Genomic DNA, 16,657 nt, shown 5'->3' with positions numbered 1-16,657 from the left:
CGCCTCAACCGGGACATCGCAATCGCTAGTGCCCCTGTAGAAAATCCGCGCGCACCGGCGCGGCGCCCGACGGCGGCACGTCGAGACGCACCGCGATGCCCTCAAGCTCGGGGGTCGGCGCCGGATAGAGCTTCATCACCAGCGGGTCGTGCCCCGGCACGATATGGCTCTCATCCGGCGCCAGCGCGAGCAATTTTTCGAAACCCTCGAGCATTTCACCGATATGCAGCGCCGTGGTGAACGGCCGCTCGCTCGCCATGTTCTCGTAGAAATGGCTGACATCCGAGGCGAGCACCACAAAACCCCGGCGGGTCCTGACGCGAACAAATTGCAGCCCGGCCGAATGGCCGCCAGCCGCATGGACCGTCAGGCCGGGCGCGAGTTCGGCATCGCCGTTGTAGAACATGACGCGGCGCGCATAATTGAGCCGCACGAGACCGCAGATATCCTCGACCTCGAAGGAATGCGACAGGCGCGGGAATCGCATGTAGCGGCCCGTGGCATAAGCCATTTCGCGCTCCTGCAGATGAAAGCGCGCGTTCGGAAAGCGGTCGAAATTGCCGGCGTGATCGTAGTGCAGATGGGTCAGGATCACATCCTTGACCGCATTCACATCGATGTCGAAGGCGCGGAGCGTCTCGACCGGACAACGCAGGAACGTGCGGTTGCGCTTTTTCGATACTTCCGCGTTGAAGCCGGTGTCGATGACGAAGGTGCGGCCGCCTCCCCGCGCCACCCACATGAAGTAGTCCATCGGCATCGGCCCGTCATGCGGGTCGCCGCCGATGAAATGATCGCTGCGCCGCGCCTCGCGGGTCGCATAGCGGATGGCGAAGAGTTCGTATTCCTGTTCAGCCATGCGACCTCCTGATGCTCCGGTCTTTGCTACTTGGATTCGACTTCGTTGAACGCCTCGCGCGCATTTCGAAACGCATCGATTCCGGAGGGGATTCCGCAATACACCGCAACTTGAAGCAATATCTCCTTGATCTCGTCCTTGGTGAGGCCGTTCTTCAGCGCGCCCTTGACGTGCAGCTTCAGTTCGTGAGGCCGGTTCAGCGCCCCGAGCATCGCCAGATTGACGATGCTACGGGTCCGGCGATCGAGTCCGGGCCGGGTCCACAATGCGCCCCAGCAAAACTCGGTCGACCATTCCGCCATCGTCCGGGTGAATTCGTCGGCGCCGGCGATGGATTTGTTGACGTAATCTTCGCCGAGCACTTCCTTGCGGACCTTCAATCCCTTGTCGAACAATTCGCTCATCATTGGTTCCTTTCGTTGTTGGAGTACTGTTTTCAAGGCGACGAGCTCAGCCGTGCGCCCTCATCAGGCTCGATACGTCCGCAAGCGTATCAAGGCGCCAGACATGGTCGATAACGCGATCGATGTCCCAATCGGTTCCACCGAGTCGCGCACCATCACGCAGTTTCGCTTCGATGTCGCGGTCCGACAGCGGATCGGCAAGGCTACCCTTCGCTTCCATCACGATCTCTTCGAGCGTCTCGCCAGAGGCGAGTTGGACAATGACGCGCGCGGCCCCGTCTGGAAGCGAAGCGTCAAGCGCCGCCCTCACCTTCTGGCGCAGGGACACGATGTCGGGCCGAAATACCGTTGCCTCCGCGAATTCGCGAACGCCGGCCGAGCCGAGCAGCAGCGCACAGGCCGCACAATGATGAATGCTGACCCGCGCATCGCGTTCGTTGCGAACTACCCGGTCGCCACGCGCCAGCAGCAGCGCCGAGCCCTGTACCGTGATGGAGGCGATATCGTCGATGCGCCGGTTCAGCTTCGTCCGCAAATTCAAGCACGCATCGATCACGGCATGAAACACGATGCCTGCCGGATACGGCTTGTAAGTGTTCTTCGCGATTTCCCAGGTCTTGCCAAGACCGTCGGTCAGGCGCCCAAGATCGGGTTCGTCGCCCATGGCGCGGGCCCAGCCGAGTGGTCCCTCAATGGCCCGTGGCGATGCGGAATAGCCTTCAGCCGCAAGCAATGCCGCAAACAGGCCGTTGCGCGCCGCGTTGCCGACGCTGACATTCTTGGCGGCGGTCGGGAGATTCTCGATGATCCCGGCCGATTGACTGGCGGCAATTCCGATCGCATTTGAAATCTGGTCCGCCGGTAGCTCGAGCAGTTTCGCGCAGGCCGCGGCCGCACCGAACACGCCGCAAGTCGAGGTGATGTGCCAGCCACGTGCGTAATGTCTGGGAGATACCGCGTTGCCGACGCGGCATTCGACCTCCACGCCGAGAATGAACGCCGTGAGGACGGCCCGCCCGGAAAATCCCCGCGCCTGCGCCAATGCCAGCACCGGCGCCGCGACCGGAGCCGCCGGGTGGATGATAGTGTCCAGATGGGTGTCGTCGAAATCGAGCAGATTGGCCGATACCGCGTTGAGAAACGACGCGCCCATCGCATCGAGCCGTTCTGGTCGGCCGATAACCGCTGACGTCGCCGCGCCGCTGAACGGCAACAATGTGCGCAACGCAGCGGATACGGCCGGGTCGTTCGCCGACCCCAGCGCGGTCGCGAAAAAGTTCAGGATGGAGCGTTTGGCTTCGTGATCTTGCGCGGCGACATCAGCCGAAATTGTGCCGGCGACGAAATCGGCGAAAATCGTGCCGGCGCCTTGCGCTTCATCTTGCCGCACTGAGCGAATTCCTCGGACCTTGTTTTCGCGACCCTATTCCGGCGCGCCACCGCCTGTCGACAGAAATCTTATGCTTGACAGATTGACTGACAATCTTGAAATTCGGCGAAACGCGACCGGGGAGCCCCGGCGCGACAAGAACAACAAGCGCCCGTGCTTGCGGCGCGACAGGGAGTGAACCATGGCAGCAGAAACAATCGGCTTTGTCGGCACGGGCCGCATGGGCGGACCGATGGCCGGGCGACTGCTCGACGCCGGCTATTCGCTGTGCATCTACGATTCGCAGAGCGAGGCGACCAAGGCGCTGGTGGCGCGGGGCGCGCGGCTTGCCAAATCACCGGCCGAAGTCGCATCGAGCGCGGATATCGTGCTGTGCAGTCTGCCGACGCCCGACATCGTCAAGGCGGTCGCGCTGGGGCCCGATGGAATCGTTGCCGGCAACCGCGCCACGGTCCTGATCGACCTTTCCACCACCGGGCCCGGCGCGGCAAAACTGATCGCGAAGGGATTTGAAGCGCGCAAGATCACGCTGGTCGATGCACCGGTCAGCGGCGGCATCAAGGGCGCGGTCAACGGCACGCTCGCGGTGATGGTGTCCTGCCCGAAGGCGACCTATGACCGGGTCGAACCGATCCTGAAGCATTTTGGAAAGCTGTTTTACACCGGCGACCAGCCGGGTACGGCGCAGACAGCAAAGCTTGCCAACAATTTGATGGCGGCCGCAGCGCTGGTGATCACCTCCGAAGCGGTGGCGATGGGCGTCAAGGGCGGCGTCAACGCCAAGGTGCTGATCGACATCATCAACGCCAGCAGCGGCCGCAACAGCGCCTCGGAAGACAAATTCCCCCGCGCCGTGCTTCCCGGCACCTTCGACTTCGGGTTCACCACCGGCCTTTCCTACAAGGATGTGCGGCTCTGCGTCGATGAAGCCGAGGCGATGGGCGTCCCGATGGTCTGCGGTGCGGTGGTCCGGCAGATGCTCGCCATCACCAACGCCAAATACGGCGCGTCATCCGACTTCACCTCGATCGCCAAAGTGCTGGAGGAATGGGCCGGCGTGGAAATGCGCGGCTAGACCCGGGCCGGCGGCGCGCGAGGGGCGATTGCCATGACAATCGGATCGACCGGATCAAGCGAGGTATCGTTGGCGCGCGCGTTGGCCCGCGCAGCGCTTGCCGTCGACCTCGGCCGTTTTGATGCCGGTGTCATTGCCAAGGCGAAAATCTGCCTGCTGGATTTTCTCTCCTGTGCCTTCGAGGCCAAGAACCATCCATGGAGCCGTCAGGCGATCGGCATTGCGCGCGAGGTCAGAGACGGCGCAACTGTGATCGGCACCCGAACTCCCGCCTCGCCAGGCGATGCGGCCTTCGCCAACGCCGTGATGGGTCACGGCCTGGTCCGCGAAGACATGCACGTCGCCAGCATCTGCCACCATGGCGTGGTGATCTGGCCGACCCTGCTCGCTCTGTCGGAACGAACACCATTATCCGGCGCAACGTTCCTTGCCGCAGGGATCATCGGCTACGAGACCGGCGCCCAGATCGGCCGCGCGCTTTTCACCGCCGACCTCGCCCGCCTCTACCGGCCGACCGGCCTTGTCGCGCCGCTGGGCGCGGCGCTGGCGGGAAGCTATGCGCTCGGCCTTACCGAAGATGCCGCAACCTGCGCGATGGCCATTGCCGCCAACACGTCGTCTGGCCTGAACGAATGGCCGCGCGCCGGCGGCTCCGAGATGTATTTCCATCCCGGTTTTGCGGCACGCAATGCCATAGCCGCGATCGAACTGGCCGAAGCCGGCGCGCGCGCTTCGGAAACCATTCTTGAAGGCGAGGCTGGATTGTTCGCCGCCTTCCGCCGCCAGCCTGCCCCGGCCGACATCCTGTTGTTTGCCGGCGCAGAGCCGGAAATCATGGCCGTCTACAACAAGCCGGCTCCCGCCTGCAATTTTGCGCAGACCGCGGCGCAGACCGCCCTGCGCGTCGCGCGCGAACTCGGGACATCGGAGGACATCGCAACGGTTTCGATCCGCGTCCCGGAGGCTGCGGCCCGCTACCCCGGCTGCGACTCCAAGGGGCCATTTCACAACGCGCTGCAGGCCAAGATGAGCATTCCCTTCAGCGTCGCTGCCGTGCTCGCGCGCGGCGCGCTCGAAGAAGAAAATTACGCTGATGTCGACGATATCCGCATTCTACGTCTTGTCGAACGGACCGACCTTCAAAGCACCCCCGATCTCACCGCCGCGTTCCCGGCCAGTCAGGGCGCCGAGATCCTTGTGGGGCTGCACAACGGAAGGACCATCCGCCAACGCCTCGACAATGTCATTGCCGCCACGCCAGCGGAAATCCGCGCCCGCTTTCGGCAGGCGGCGTCCAGCGTCATCGGCGACCGCGCGCGGGATCTGGAAGATCTGATCGACAACTGCCCCTCGCTCCCGGACAGCCGCGTTATAGCCGCCCGGTGCCGGCTTGAACCGATAGAGCAACGACTGCGGCCAGCATCATGATCGATAACGACAAAATGAAAATGGGGGGCACGATGTTCAAGCCGGAGACGGCCGACGAGGCCATATCTATCGCCGGTCCGAAACACGGATACTCCCTCCCGGCGCGAGGTCTCCGGTGACCCAGGCGCTTGAAGGTTTTCTGCAGGCGCTATCCGCCGGCCTCCTGATCGGCGCGGTCTACGGCCTGATGTGCGTCGGGCTCGGGCTGATCTTCGGCGTCATGCGCGTGATCAATTTCGCCCAGGGCGATTTCATGATGCTCGGCATGTACGCAGCGTTCTATTTCTTTACCGCGCTCGGCGTGCAGTCCACATTCGGCAACACTTTTGGGCCGTTCGTCGCCATCGTGCTGGCCGGCCCGGTGCTTGCTGTCTTCGGCTACTTCGTCCACCTCACTTTGATCTCGCGCGTATCGGGCACACGCACCTCTTCGCTCGAGGGTGAGGGTCATTATGCGCAGCTGATCCTGACGCTGGGGATCGCCCTCATCCTGCAGAATGGCGGCCTGCTGGTATTCGGTTCGGTCCTGGCCTCGATCCGGACGCCGCTGTCGAGTTCAGCCTGGGAGCTTGGACCGCTGTTCAACGATATCAGCGTCTTCGTCAACAAGGCGCGCGGCATAGACGCCGTGGTCTCATTGATAGTGATGATACTGCTGACGCTGATGATCACGCGGTCGCGGATCGGAAAATCGCTACGGGCTGCTGCCGACAATCCGACTGCCGCGACCTATATGGGTATCGACGTCGACCGCGCGCACCGCATTGCGTTTGCGCTCGGTACCGGTATCACCGCCATTGCCGGCGGCTTGCTCGCCACCAACTATCCATTTCATCCCTTTGTCGGCGTCGAATACGTCATCGTGATGTATGCCGGCGTCGTGCTCGGCGGCATGGGCAGTATCATCGGCGCCTTCTGGGGCGGCATGACGATCGGCCTGGTCCAGCAGATGTCGACGCTGATCCTGCCGACGCAATTGCAGAACGCCGCGATCTTCGTCGTGTTTCTCCTGATCATCTTCTTTCGTCCGCAAGGCTTCTTCGGGCGCATGGTCGAGAGGACATGACCATGCGCGAATGGCGTTCGCTGCTGCCCATCATCGTCTTCACCGCGCTCTATGCCGTGGTGTCGCTGAGCGTGACCAATTCTTACTATCAGCTCGTCATGACGCTGGTTCCGGTCTGGGCGATCTTCGGCCTGTCGTGGAACTTGCTCAGCGGCTACACCGGACTGATCTCGTTCGGTCATGCCGCCTTCTTCGGCGTCGGGGCCTATGCCGTCGTACTCGGACAGATCCATTTCGATCTGTCGCCGTGGATCATGATCCCGATCGCGGCTGTGCTCGGCGGTATCGCCGGACTGCTGATCGGATTTCCGACCTTCCGCCTGCAGGGCCATTATTTCGCGCTGGCGATGCTCGCCTACCCGCTCGCCATTCTCTACGTGTTCGAATGGCTCGGCCTGCAGGAAGTGACGCTGCCGATCAAGCGCGAGAATGCCGCCGCCTATATGCAATTCGCCGATCACCGAATCTACACGCTGCTGGCGCTGGCGATGATGTTCGGAACAATCCTGCTGACGCGGGCGGTCGAACGATCGCGCTTCGGCATGGCGCTGCTTGCGATCAAACAGAACGAAGCCGCTGCGGAAGCCGCTGGCATCAACACGCTGGCCTGGAAGCTGCGCGCCGTCACGCTCAGCGGCGCCGTCGCAGGCGCCATCGGCGGGTTTTATGCGGTCGTGCTGCTGGTGGTGACGCCGCAATCCGTATTCGGCATGCTGGTGTCGGCACAGGCGCTGACGGTCGCCATGTTCGGCGGCGTCGGAACGGTCTGGGGTCCGGTGATCGGATCGGTGATCCTGATCCCGCTGGCCGAGACGCTCAACGCCGAAGCAGGCTCGCGCTTTCCCGGCATTCAGGGCGTGATCTACGGCCTCGCCATCATCTGCGTCATCCTGCTCGCGCCCGAAGGCCTGTACTGGAAAATACGCGATTTCTGGCGCAAGCGGTCAACGGCGCCGGTTACGGCGAACCCAGGCGCTGCGGATGCCACGACCGCCGCCGCCGAACTCGTGCCGCTACGGCCCAAGCGGTCCGCCGGGACAGGCGATGTCGTCCTCGAGGTGCGTAACCTGTCGCGCTCGTTCGGCGGATTGAAGGCCGTACAGGATGTCAGCTTCAAGCTGCGGCAGAACGAGATCCTCGGCATCATCGGCCCCAATGGCGCCGGCAAGACCACGCTGTTCAACCTGCTGAACGGGTTCCTGCGGCCCGGCACCGGCCAAATCCTGCTCGACGGGCGCGAGATGGCCGGCCGCAAGCCGCATGAACTCTGCGAGGCCGGCATCGGCCGCACCTTCCAGATCATGCGCCCGTTCCTGCGCATGTCGATCTCGGACAATGTCGTGGTCGGTGCCTATGTCCGCGCCAAAACCGATGCCGAGGCCAGGCAACTGGCGTCTGACGCGATTGCCCGTGTCGGCCTGTCCGATATCGCCGACCGTATCGCCGGCGAACTCACGACCAAGGAATTGCGGTTGATGGAACTCGCCCGCGCGCTGGCCGGGCAGCCGCGCATCCTGCTGCTCGACGAGACGCTCGCGGGCCTCGGGCATGACGAAGCCAATGAGGTCGTGGCGGTCATCCAGCGGCTTGCCCGCGACGGCATGACGATCGCGATCATCGAACACACGATGCAGGCAATGGTCCGCCTGGTCGACAGTTTTCTGGTGCTCGACCACGGCGCCGTGATCGTCGAGGGCGAACCGGAAGCGGTCACCCGCGACAGCCGCGTCATCGAGGCCTATCTCGGCAAGAAGTGGATGGCCCATGCTCCGCATTGAAGGGCTGACATCAGGATATTCGGCCATTCCCGTCCTGAACGGCGTCTCTATCAAGGTCGAGGAAGGCCAGTTCGTCGCGATCGTCGGACCGAACGGCGCCGGCAAGACCACGCTGTTCAAGACGATTTCGGGCATCGTGCGCCCGAGCGCGGGGACGATCACTTTCGAGGACCACGACCTGCTGTCGATCCGGCCCGCGCAACGCGCCCATCTCGGCATCGCCCACGTCCCGGAAGGACGTCAGGTTTTTCCGTCGCTCACGGTGATGGAAAACCTCGAAATGGGCGCGATGACCGAGGCCGGGCAGCGCGACTGGAAACAGAACATCCAGCGCATCTTCGAATGGCTGCCCATTCTGGCCGAGCGCCGCGGGCAGTTCGCCGGCACGCTATCGGGCGGACAGCAGCAGATGCTAGCGATCGGCCGCGGGCTCGCCTCGTCACCAAAATTGCTGATGCTGGACGAGCCCTCGATGGGCCTTGCGCCCACCACCGCCGATTTCATCTTCGAGCGGCTGATCGAAATCCGCCGGCAATCGAAGCTGACGATCCTGCTGGTCGAACAGCGCGTGGCGGAGGCGCTTGAATCGGCCGACCACGGCTACGTGCTCGAAGCCGGTCGCGTCGCGCTCGAAGGCAACAACCAAACCCTGCGGGCGGACGACCGCATCCGCAAGGCCTATCTCGGCATGTAACCAACGACAACAACAATATTGGAAGGAACGAAAATGGACCAGGACAACGCATCCGGAAAATTCTCGAAGACGTCGCTGACGCGGCGAACCGTACTGTCCGGCGCCGCCGCCATGGGACTGTCGACGGTGGCGCGCGCGCAGGCGCCGGCCGAAGTCAAGGTCGGCCTGATCGTGCCGCTGTCGGGAATCTACACCCGCCCCGGCCAGGTGATGAAGATGGGCGCCGAGATGGGTATCGAGCACATCAACGCGCAAGGCGGCATCAAGTCGCTTGGCGGCGCCAAGATGAAGCTCGTCGTGATCGATTGCGGCGACACCACCGAGAAGGCCAAGAACGCGGCGCAGCGCATGGTGGCGCAGGAGACCGATCTGGTTGCAGCGACCGGCTCCTATCTGAGTTCGTTCACGCTCGCCGTGACCGAGGTGACGGAACGCGCGCAATTGCCGGTGCTGACGCTCTCCTATTCGGACCTGCTGACCGACCGGGGCTTCAAGTTCATCTTCCAGACCGCCGCCCCTGCCAGCGTGCAATCTCAGCTCGGCTTGCCCGAACTGATGAAGCTGGCGGAAAAAGCCGCCGGCAAGCGGCCGAAGACGGTCGCGATGCTGATGGACAACACCGCGACCTCGGTCGCGACCGCCAAGGCGCTGAAGGAAAAACTGCTCGCGCAGGAGGGCCTTCAGCTCGTCGTCGAGGAAGTCTGGACGCCGCCGCTCTCCGACGCCACGCCCTTGATCCAGAAGGTCAGGTCGGCAAGGCCGGACCTGCTGCTGTTCATGCCGAACGCGGTTTCCGACGCCAAGCTCGGCCTGGAGAAGATCAACGAGTTCGGCCTTGGACAAGGCAAGATCCCAACCGTGTCCTTCAGCATCACCATTGCCGAGCCGGACATGCTGCAAAGCGTCACGCCCGAGGTCGTCCAGGGCATCATGACCATCGTCGCCAACTGGGGCTGCAAGGGACATGAGGACATCATCGCCGAACTGAAGGCCAAGTACAAAGAGCCGTGGGCGACGCAGAACGTCATCTCGACCTATGGCGACATGTGGCTGATGAAGGCCGCGCTTGAAAAGGCTGGGAAGGCCGACCGTCTCGCCGTCGCCGACGCTTTCCGCACCCTGGATGGTGGCCCAGCGAAATACTATCCCGGCGGCCAGATGAAGTTCGACGACAAGGGCCGGCGGGTCGGCGCCGGCGTCGTCATCGTGCAGTGGCAGAACGGCGTACCGGTCACCGTCTACCCGTCCGACCTCGCACAGTCGTCCCCGTTCTGGCCGAAGAAGTCCTGACCCACCATCGTTTCAAAAACTTTCAGGGAGGAATTGTCATGACAAAAAACACCCGGGCCGCATTGACGCGGCGCAGCCTGCTTGCCGGCGCATCCGCCGGCCTGATCGCTACCCGCGCCTGGGCGCAGCAGCCTTCCGAAGTGAAAGTCGGATTGCTGGTGCCGGTCTCAGGCCTCTATGCACGCCCGGGCACCGTCATGCGCGAAGGCGCCGAGATGGCGGTGGACCACATCAACGCGCAAGGTGGCATCAAGTCGCTCGGTGGCGCGAAAATGAAGCTGGTCGTGCTCGATTCCGGTGACACGACCGAGAAAGCCAAGAACGCCGCGCAACGCATGGTCGCGCAGGAAACCGATCTGGTGGCCGCGAGCGGGGCCTATTTGAGTTCATTCACGCTGGCGGTCACCGAAGTCACGGAGCGGGCCAACCTTCCGGTTCTCACCCTCTCCTACTCCGACCTGATCACCGATCGCGGCTTCAAATATGTCTTCCAGACCTCGGCTACTGCGGGGTCGCAGGCAAGGCAAGCCCTGCCCCAGATCGTGAAGCTTGCGGAAACGGCTTCCGGCAAACGACCAAAGACGGTTGCCATCGTCACGGACAACACGGCGGCATCGGTGTCCTCGGCAAAAGCGATGCGGGACGGCCTGCTCGCCGAAAACGGGCTGCAACTGATCGTCGATGAGACCTTTACCCCGCCGCTGGCCGACGCCACCTCGCTGGTTCAAAAAGTCCGATCGGCGAAACCCGACCTTCTGTTCTTCCTGCCGACGGTGATTTCCGACGCCAAACTGCTGCTCGAAAAGATGAACGAGTTCGGGCTCGGACAAGGCAAGATTCCCACCATCTCGTTCGGCATCGCAATCGCCGAACCCGACATGCTGCAGACCGTGAGCCCCGAACTATTGCAGGGCCTGCTCACCTGCGTCGCAAGCTGGGGCGCCAAGGGCCACGAGGCGCTGATCGCCGAGCTCAAGACCCGCTACAAGGAACCCTGGATGACGCAGAACGCGATCTCCACCTATGGCGACATGTGGGTGATCAAGGACGCGCTCGAAAAGGCCGGCAAGGCTGATCGCGTCGCGGTGGCCGACGCGCTGCGCACCATGGATGCCGGTTCCTCGAAATATTATCCGCTCGGCGAAATCAAGTTCGACGAAAAGGGCCGCCGCGTTGGCGCCGGGATGACCATCGTGCAGTGGCAAGCGGGCGTTCCCGTCACGGTATTCCCGCCGCAACTGGCGCTGTCCCAGCCGTTCTGGCCGAAAAACTAACTGAAGATTGGAAACCGACATGGACAAGGCGACATACGATCGAGGCCTCCAGATCCGCAAGAGCGTGCTGGGAAACGAGTTCGTCGACAAGGCGATCGCATCGGCCGATGACTTCAACCGGCCGATGCAGGACCTGACGACTGAATATTGCTGGGGTTACGTCTGGGGCCGCGACGGCCTCACGCACAAGACCCGCAGCTTCCTCAACCTTGCGATGCTGTGCGCGCTGAACCGGCCGCAGGAACTCAAGACCCATGTTCGGGGCGCACTGACCAACGGCGCCACGCGCGAGGAGATCCGCGAGGTGTTCATGCAGGTCGCAATCTATTGCGGCGTGCCGGCCGGCGTGGACGCCTTCCGAAACGCCAAGGAAGTGTTTGCCGAGCTGGACAAGAAGTAGCCGGGAGCCTGAGACGATGCTGAAGGGCAAATGGGCACTTGTAACCGGGGCAACGGCGGGTTTGGGCCTCGCCGTGGCCGAAAGCCTTGCCGGCGCGGGAGCCAACATTGTCCTGCACGATCTGGTCGAGCCGGCCGAGACGCGAGATCGTCTTCGCACACGGTTTGGCGTCAAGGCGGTCAGCATCGCAGCCGACCTCTCGCAACGCGTCGCGATCGAGACCATGATGGCGGACCTGCTTGGGCGCACCGGCGCGGTCGATATCCTGGTAAACAATGCGGTTGTCCGGCATTTTTCTCCGGTCGAAAACTTTCCGCCGGAACGGTGGGACGAAGCGGTCGCCGTCAATCTGTCGGCCCCGTTCCACCTGATCCGTCTCGCCCTGCCCGGGATGAAGGCGCGAGGCTGGGGCCGCATCATCAATATGGCTTCGATCTATTCGACCCGTGCGGTCGCGGACCGCATCGATTATGTGACCACCAAGACCGCTATCGTCGGCATGACCCGCGCCGTCGCGATCGAGACGACGAAGAGCGGGATCACCTGCAACGCGCTGTGCCCGGGCACGCTGCCGACGCCGGCCATTCAGGGAAAAATCGCTGACATCGCAGCCCGCGAAGGCCGCGCCATAGAAGAGGCTACCAGCGACTATCTGGCCAGCCGCCAGCCGAGCCAGCGCTTCGTCGCGCTGGAGGCCGTCGGCGCGATGGCGGTGTTCCTGTGCAGCGATGCCGCCCAGGACATCACCGGCGTAACGCTGCCGATCGACGGAGGCTGGTCCATCGCATGAACATCATCGCCCGTTCCACCCAGGAGAGCTGCAATGGCTGAAGGATCGAGCCCAAATGCCGTGGCAGCCGACATTGCCCGGTCGATCGCCCCGGACCCGCCGCCGCATGTTCGGATTGCCGAGATGATGATTCTGCCCGTAAATCGCTATTGAACCCATGCCGATACCAAGGCGGTAGACAATGGACAAACGCGGTGAACTGCAATCCACGCTCCGGATCGAGGACGTTCCGACCGTCCGCTCGATGGTCGCGCAAAAGCTGCGTGAAGCGATCATGTCCGGGACCCTGAAGCCGGGCCAGCGCCTGATCGAACGCGAACTTTGCGAGATGACCGGCGTCAGCCGCCCGTCGATACGCGAGGCGCTGCGGCTGCTGGAGGCCGACGGCCTGGTCAACACGGTCCCCCATCGCGGTCCGGTCGTCAGCACCATCAGTCTCGAGGAGGCAAAGCAGCTCTACGCGGCACGCGCCGTTCTCGAGGGATTCGCCGGACGGGAATGCGCACGACTGCACGATCCGGTCGTGGTGCGCCGGATCGGCGACGCCCTTACCAAACTGAAGGCCGCATTCGCTGACGGCGACCTGATGACGGCGCTTGAGGCCAAGACGGAGTTCTACGCCGCACTGATCGGCGGCTGTCAGAACGCCTTCATCGAACGCATGCTCAGGCCATTGCATGACCGGATCACGCTGTTACGCATTACGTCGATGTCGCAGCCGAAGCGCATCAACAAGAGCCTGCGCGAGGTGACCGCGATCTGGCGTGCCATCCAGAGCGGCGATCCCGATCTCGCCGAGCAATGCTGCGTCGATCATATCAATGCGGCGGCGGTAGCCGCGCTCAGCATGATCGAGCAATCATCCGCGTCGAACGAAAAGGCGGCCGCGGATGAATGACCCAACATTGTTTCGATCAAGCCGTTCAAGGGGCCACAAGGCCGATAGGAACTTGCCATGAAGTTTGTAAAACGCGTTTTTCTGATGCTGTTGCTGTCGCCAGTATTGCCGGCGTTCGCCCAGGATTTCCCGAGCCGGCCGATCACGATGGTCGTTCCGTTCTCCGCCGGCGGCCCGGGCGACGTCATTGCCCGCCTGCTCGGAACGTCGATGAGCGCGACGCTGAAGCAGGCGATCGTGATCGAAAACGTCGTCGGCGCCGGCGGCACCCTCGGTACCAACCGCGTCGCCAAGGCTGCACCCGACGGCTACACGATTCTGCTGATGCATGTCGGCCAGGCGACCGCGCCCGCGCTCTATGCCAAGCTGCCGTTTGATCCCGTTGGCGATTTTGCGCCGATCGGTCTCGTCACCGACGTGCCGATGATCCTGGTGGCGCGGGCCAATTTTCCCGCCAAGGACCTGAAGGAACTGGTCGGCTATGTGCGCACGCAGGGCGACAAGGTCACCTATGGCAATGTCGGGCTCGGTTCCGCATCGCATCTGTGCGGGCTGATGTTCATGAGCGCGATCGAAACCAAGCTCACGCCGATCTATTACAAGGGCGGCGGCCCCGCGCTGAACGATATCATCGCCGGTCACATCGACGTCTATTGCGATCCCGCCACCGGACCGACGCCCTATATTCAGGCCGGCACCATCCCGGGTTACGCCATCACCAGCAAAAAGCGGGTGCCGACCTTGCCGAACGTGCCGACCTCGGCCGAGGCCGGCGTGCCAAAATTCGACGTCACGACCTGGTATGGCCTGTATGCGCCGAAAAATACGCCAAAGCCGATCGTCGATGTGCTGGTCGACGCTCTGCAGAAGGCGCTGAAGGACCCGGCTTTGATCAGCCGTTTTGGCGAACTTAGCATGGCGCCGGTCGAGGAAGAGCGCGCCACGCCCGCGGCGCTGGAAAGCTTTCTCAAGGCCGAGATCGTGAAGTGGGACAAAATCATCAAGGACGCCGGCATCACGCCGCAGTAAAGGCAGGCCGTCAAAGACTGGTCGTGATCCCGCCGTCGACATAGAGCGTATGTCCGTTGACAAAGGACGAGGCCTTGCCGGACAGGAACACGGCTGCCCCGACCAACTCCTCGACATTACCCCAGCGGGCGGCCGGTGTCCGCTTTTCGAGCCAGGTTGAGAATTCCGGATTGTCGACCAGCGCCTGGTTGAGCGGGGTCTTGAAGTAGCCCGGTGCGATCGCGTTGACCTGGAGACCGTATTTTGCCCAGTCGGTGCACATGCCGCGGGTCAGGTTCTTGATTGCGCCCTTGGTGGCCGTGTAGGGCGCGATGCCGGGGCGCGCGAGTTCGCTTTGCACGGAAGCAATGTTGATGATCTTGCCCTGGCCACGCGGGATCATGTGACGGGCGACAGCCTGGCCGACATAGAACGCGCTCGAAATATTGGTGGCGAGCAGTTGCTCCCACTTCTCGACGGGAAAGTCCTCGAGCGGCGAACGAAACTGCATGCCGGCATTATTGACCAGAATGTCGATCGCGCCGGAATTCCTCTCGATCGCCGCGACGCCTTCCCTGGCGGCTTGCGCGTTTGTCACGTCGAAGCCGGCCACCGACACCTTGTGGCCGGCGCCCGCCAGTCGCGCCACCGCGGCATCCAGCTTGCCCGCGTCGCGGCCGTTGAGGACGACTTCGGCGCCGTGTTCGGCAAGGCCTTGCGCGAGGGCGAACCCGATGCCTTGCGAAGATCCGGTGACGAGCACCCTCTTGCCGGTCAGGTCGAACAGTTCAAATGCCATGTGACGATCCATCAGGCTGGATTCCGGCAGAGCCCGCCGGCGATCTCAGGGTTCGCAGATCCATGTGCCGGTTCACGTCTTTATACAGCAGGTAGCGGAAGCGTCCCGGACCGCCGGCGTAGCAGGCCTGAGGGCAGAAGGCGCGGAGCCACATATAATCTCCGGCCTCGACCTCAACCCAGTCCTGGTTGAGCCGGTAAACGGCCTTGCCTTCCAGAACATAGAGGCCGTGCTCCATTACATGGGTTTCTGCGAACGGGATCGACGCACCAGGTTCGAAAGTGACGATCGTCATGTGCATGTCGTGTCTGATGTCGGACGGATCGACGAAACGCGTCGTCGCCCACCTGCCATCCGTACCCGGCATCGGCGTCGGTGCAATGGCGTTTTCGTCGGTGACAATGGCATCGGGCACCGCGATCCCGTGTACACGCTGATACAGCTTCCGGATCCAATGAAAATGCACTGAACCGGAACTGCGGTTTTGCACGCTCCAGGAACTCCCGGGAGGCAGGTAGGCAAAGCCACCGGGCCGCAGCACATGTTCGGTTCCGGCAAGCTTCAGCGTCAGCTCGCCCCCGACGACGAACAGCGCCCCCTCCGCTCCCGCATCGGGCTCCGGCGTTTCACTCCCTCCGCCCGGCGCCACATCAACGAGGTAGTGCGAGAATGTTTCGGCAAAGCCGGACAGCGGTCGAGCCAGCACCCACACGCGCGTATTGTCCCAGTGCGGAAGATAACTGGTCACGATGTCGCGGATCACGCCCTTCGGTATCACCGCATACGCATCCGTGAAAACCGCCCGGCCGGTGAGGAGCTCGGTCTGGGCCGGATGCCCTCCCGGCGGCACGTGATAGGTTCGAGATGTCATTCGTTATGATCCCCTGGAAATGATTGTTAGGATAATCGCCGGGCCGCTAGCCCTGCTTCGCCATAATGTCCGCCTTCGCGTCTGCCGCACCATCGGGCGCGACGCGCAACCAGTTTGCCGCTTCAAGCCACCTTTCCTCCAGGTTGCTGCCCGGCCCTTTTCGATCGATCACAACGAACGGACTGGCGTCCCCGACAACGAGCAGCGGATGGTGCCAGCAATTCCGCGCGTAGTTCACGCCCTGTCGGCCCGATGCAGCAAATGCCCGGAAGCTTGAGGGGACGTCCGGATCGGTGCACACCACCACCAGCCAGGGCGCTCCGTTCAACGGCATGAACAATTGGCTGCCCAGCGGATGGCGCTCCATGAGCTTGATGACGAGCGGAACCGGCCTTGCAGCGCCGGTGAACAGGCTGATGTTGACCTCGCCGCCTTCCGCGGCGACGTCAATCTGAGCCAAATCGTCAAACCGCTCCGCAAAGCCTTCATTGATCAATTTCGGCTTCACGTCTGCGGATTCCACCACCTCGCCAAAGGGCGCAAACCCGGCCTTTGTCAAAGGCGCAATCGAAAGCGATATCATCGCTCAACTCCCATTCGTCGCAGATCCGAGCGGGATCATCGACGATTTGG

At 63.0% G+C, this 16,657-nt stretch carries 17 protein-coding genes; 11 read left to right on the top strand and 6 right to left on the bottom strand.

All coding sequences use genetic code 11. The features are described from left to right. Window positions 1-25: 25 nt before the first annotated feature. The 3 genes from ACPPVP_RS16695 to ACPPVP_RS16685 are packed head-to-tail and all read right to left on the bottom strand — an operon-like array spanning window position 26 to window position 2,653. Window positions 26-859 carry an N-acyl homoserine lactonase family protein gene (locus ACPPVP_RS16695; protein WP_426536125.1) on the bottom strand — a complete coding sequence of 278 codons (834 nt, stop codon included), beginning with the start codon at window positions 857-859 and terminating at the stop codon, window positions 26-28. A 26-nt stretch (window positions 860-885) separates the two neighbouring features. After that, complete coding sequence (locus tag ACPPVP_RS16690; RefSeq protein ID WP_426536123.1) at window positions 886-1,266, bottom strand: carboxymuconolactone decarboxylase family protein; 381 nt, start codon at window positions 1,264-1,266, stop codon at window positions 886-888. A gap of 43 nt (window positions 1,267-1,309) precedes the next feature. Next, on the bottom strand, window positions 1,310-2,653 hold the full coding sequence (locus ACPPVP_RS16685) for an MmgE/PrpD family protein (protein WP_426536121.1): 1,344 nt from the start codon (window positions 2,651-2,653) through the stop codon (window positions 1,310-1,312). 181 nt (window positions 2,654-2,834) lie between these two features. Between ACPPVP_RS16685 and ACPPVP_RS16680 the strand changes: the two genes are divergently transcribed. The 11 genes from ACPPVP_RS16680 to ACPPVP_RS16630 all read left to right on the top strand — a co-directional run bounded on the left by ACPPVP_RS16680 (window position 2,835) and on the right by ACPPVP_RS16630 (window position 14,375). Continuing rightward, a complete protein-coding gene (locus ACPPVP_RS16680) occupies window positions 2,835-3,728 on the top strand; it encodes an NAD(P)-dependent oxidoreductase (RefSeq protein WP_426536119.1) in 894 nt (297 codons plus the stop codon). 33 nt (window positions 3,729-3,761) lie between these two features. Further along, a complete protein-coding gene (locus ACPPVP_RS16675) occupies window positions 3,762-5,156 on the top strand; it encodes an MmgE/PrpD family protein (RefSeq protein WP_426536117.1) in 1,395 nt (464 codons plus the stop codon). A gap of 187 nt (window positions 5,157-5,343) precedes the next feature. Then, a complete protein-coding gene (locus ACPPVP_RS16670) occupies window positions 5,344-6,222 on the top strand; it encodes a branched-chain amino acid ABC transporter permease (protein WP_426537899.1) in 879 nt (292 codons plus the stop codon). After that, entirely contained in the window at window positions 6,219-8,000 is a 1,782-nt protein-coding gene (locus ACPPVP_RS16665; protein ID WP_426536115.1) for an ABC transporter permease subunit, read from the top strand. The genes ACPPVP_RS16670 and ACPPVP_RS16665 overlap by 4 nt, the downstream gene beginning before the upstream one ends. After that, a complete protein-coding gene (locus ACPPVP_RS16660) occupies window positions 7,987-8,694 on the top strand; it encodes an ABC transporter ATP-binding protein (RefSeq protein ID WP_426536113.1) in 708 nt (235 codons plus the stop codon). Before ACPPVP_RS16665 ends, ACPPVP_RS16660 begins: the two co-directional genes overlap by 14 nt. A 33-nt stretch (window positions 8,695-8,727) precedes the next feature. Continuing rightward, on the top strand, window positions 8,728-9,984 hold the full coding sequence (locus ACPPVP_RS16655) for an ABC transporter substrate-binding protein (RefSeq protein ID WP_426536111.1): 1,257 nt from the start codon (window positions 8,728-8,730) through the stop codon (window positions 9,982-9,984). 38 nt (window positions 9,985-10,022) lie between these two features. Then, window positions 10,023-11,258 carry an ABC transporter substrate-binding protein gene (locus tag ACPPVP_RS16650; RefSeq protein ID WP_426536109.1) on the top strand — a complete coding sequence of 412 codons (1,236 nt, stop codon included), beginning with the start codon at window positions 10,023-10,025 and terminating at the stop codon, window positions 11,256-11,258. Window positions 11,259-11,277: 19 nt separating this feature from the next. After that, window positions 11,278-11,658, top strand: coding sequence for a carboxymuconolactone decarboxylase family protein (locus ACPPVP_RS16645; RefSeq protein WP_426536107.1), 381 nt, complete (start codon window positions 11,278-11,280; stop codon window positions 11,656-11,658). A 16-nt stretch (window positions 11,659-11,674) separates the two neighbouring features. Next, a complete protein-coding gene (locus tag ACPPVP_RS16640; protein ID WP_426536105.1) occupies window positions 11,675-12,448 on the top strand; it encodes a 3-hydroxybutyrate dehydrogenase in 774 nt (257 codons plus the stop codon). A 181-nt stretch (window positions 12,449-12,629) separates the two neighbouring features. After that, window positions 12,630-13,346: a GntR family transcriptional regulator gene (locus ACPPVP_RS16635; protein WP_426536103.1), complete on the top strand. Its 717-nt coding sequence runs from the start codon at window positions 12,630-12,632 to the stop codon at window positions 13,344-13,346. A 57-nt stretch (window positions 13,347-13,403) separates the two neighbouring features. Beyond that, window positions 13,404-14,375 carry a tripartite tricarboxylate transporter substrate-binding protein gene (locus ACPPVP_RS16630; protein ID WP_426536101.1) on the top strand — a complete coding sequence of 324 codons (972 nt, stop codon included), beginning with the start codon at window positions 13,404-13,406 and terminating at the stop codon, window positions 14,373-14,375. 10 nt (window positions 14,376-14,385) lie between these two features. Here the strand turns inward: ACPPVP_RS16630 and ACPPVP_RS16625 are convergent, their stop codons facing one another. The 3 genes from ACPPVP_RS16625 to ACPPVP_RS16615 are packed head-to-tail and all read right to left on the bottom strand — an operon-like array spanning window position 14,386 to window position 16,607. Then, the gene (locus ACPPVP_RS16625; protein WP_426536099.1) at window positions 14,386-15,153 is read right to left on the bottom strand and encodes an SDR family oxidoreductase; all 768 of its coding nucleotides are present in this window, start codon (window positions 15,151-15,153) and stop codon (window positions 14,386-14,388) included. Next, a complete protein-coding gene (locus tag ACPPVP_RS16620; protein WP_426536097.1) occupies window positions 15,143-16,024 on the bottom strand; it encodes a bifunctional allantoicase/(S)-ureidoglycine aminohydrolase in 882 nt (293 codons plus the stop codon). The genes ACPPVP_RS16625 and ACPPVP_RS16620 overlap by 11 nt, the downstream gene beginning before the upstream one ends. A gap of 46 nt (window positions 16,025-16,070) precedes the next feature. After that, window positions 16,071-16,607, bottom strand: coding sequence for an ureidoglycolate lyase (locus tag ACPPVP_RS16615; RefSeq protein ID WP_426536095.1), 537 nt, complete (start codon window positions 16,605-16,607; stop codon window positions 16,071-16,073). Window positions 16,608-16,657: the final 50 nt, after the last annotated feature.

Source organism: Bradyrhizobium sp. McL0615 (genome assembly GCF_049993905.1).
Lineage (GTDB): Bacteria > Pseudomonadota > Alphaproteobacteria > Rhizobiales > Xanthobacteraceae > Bradyrhizobium.
Note: the sequence above shows the minus strand (reverse complement) of the source record. Positions and strands in the feature narration are given on the sequence as shown.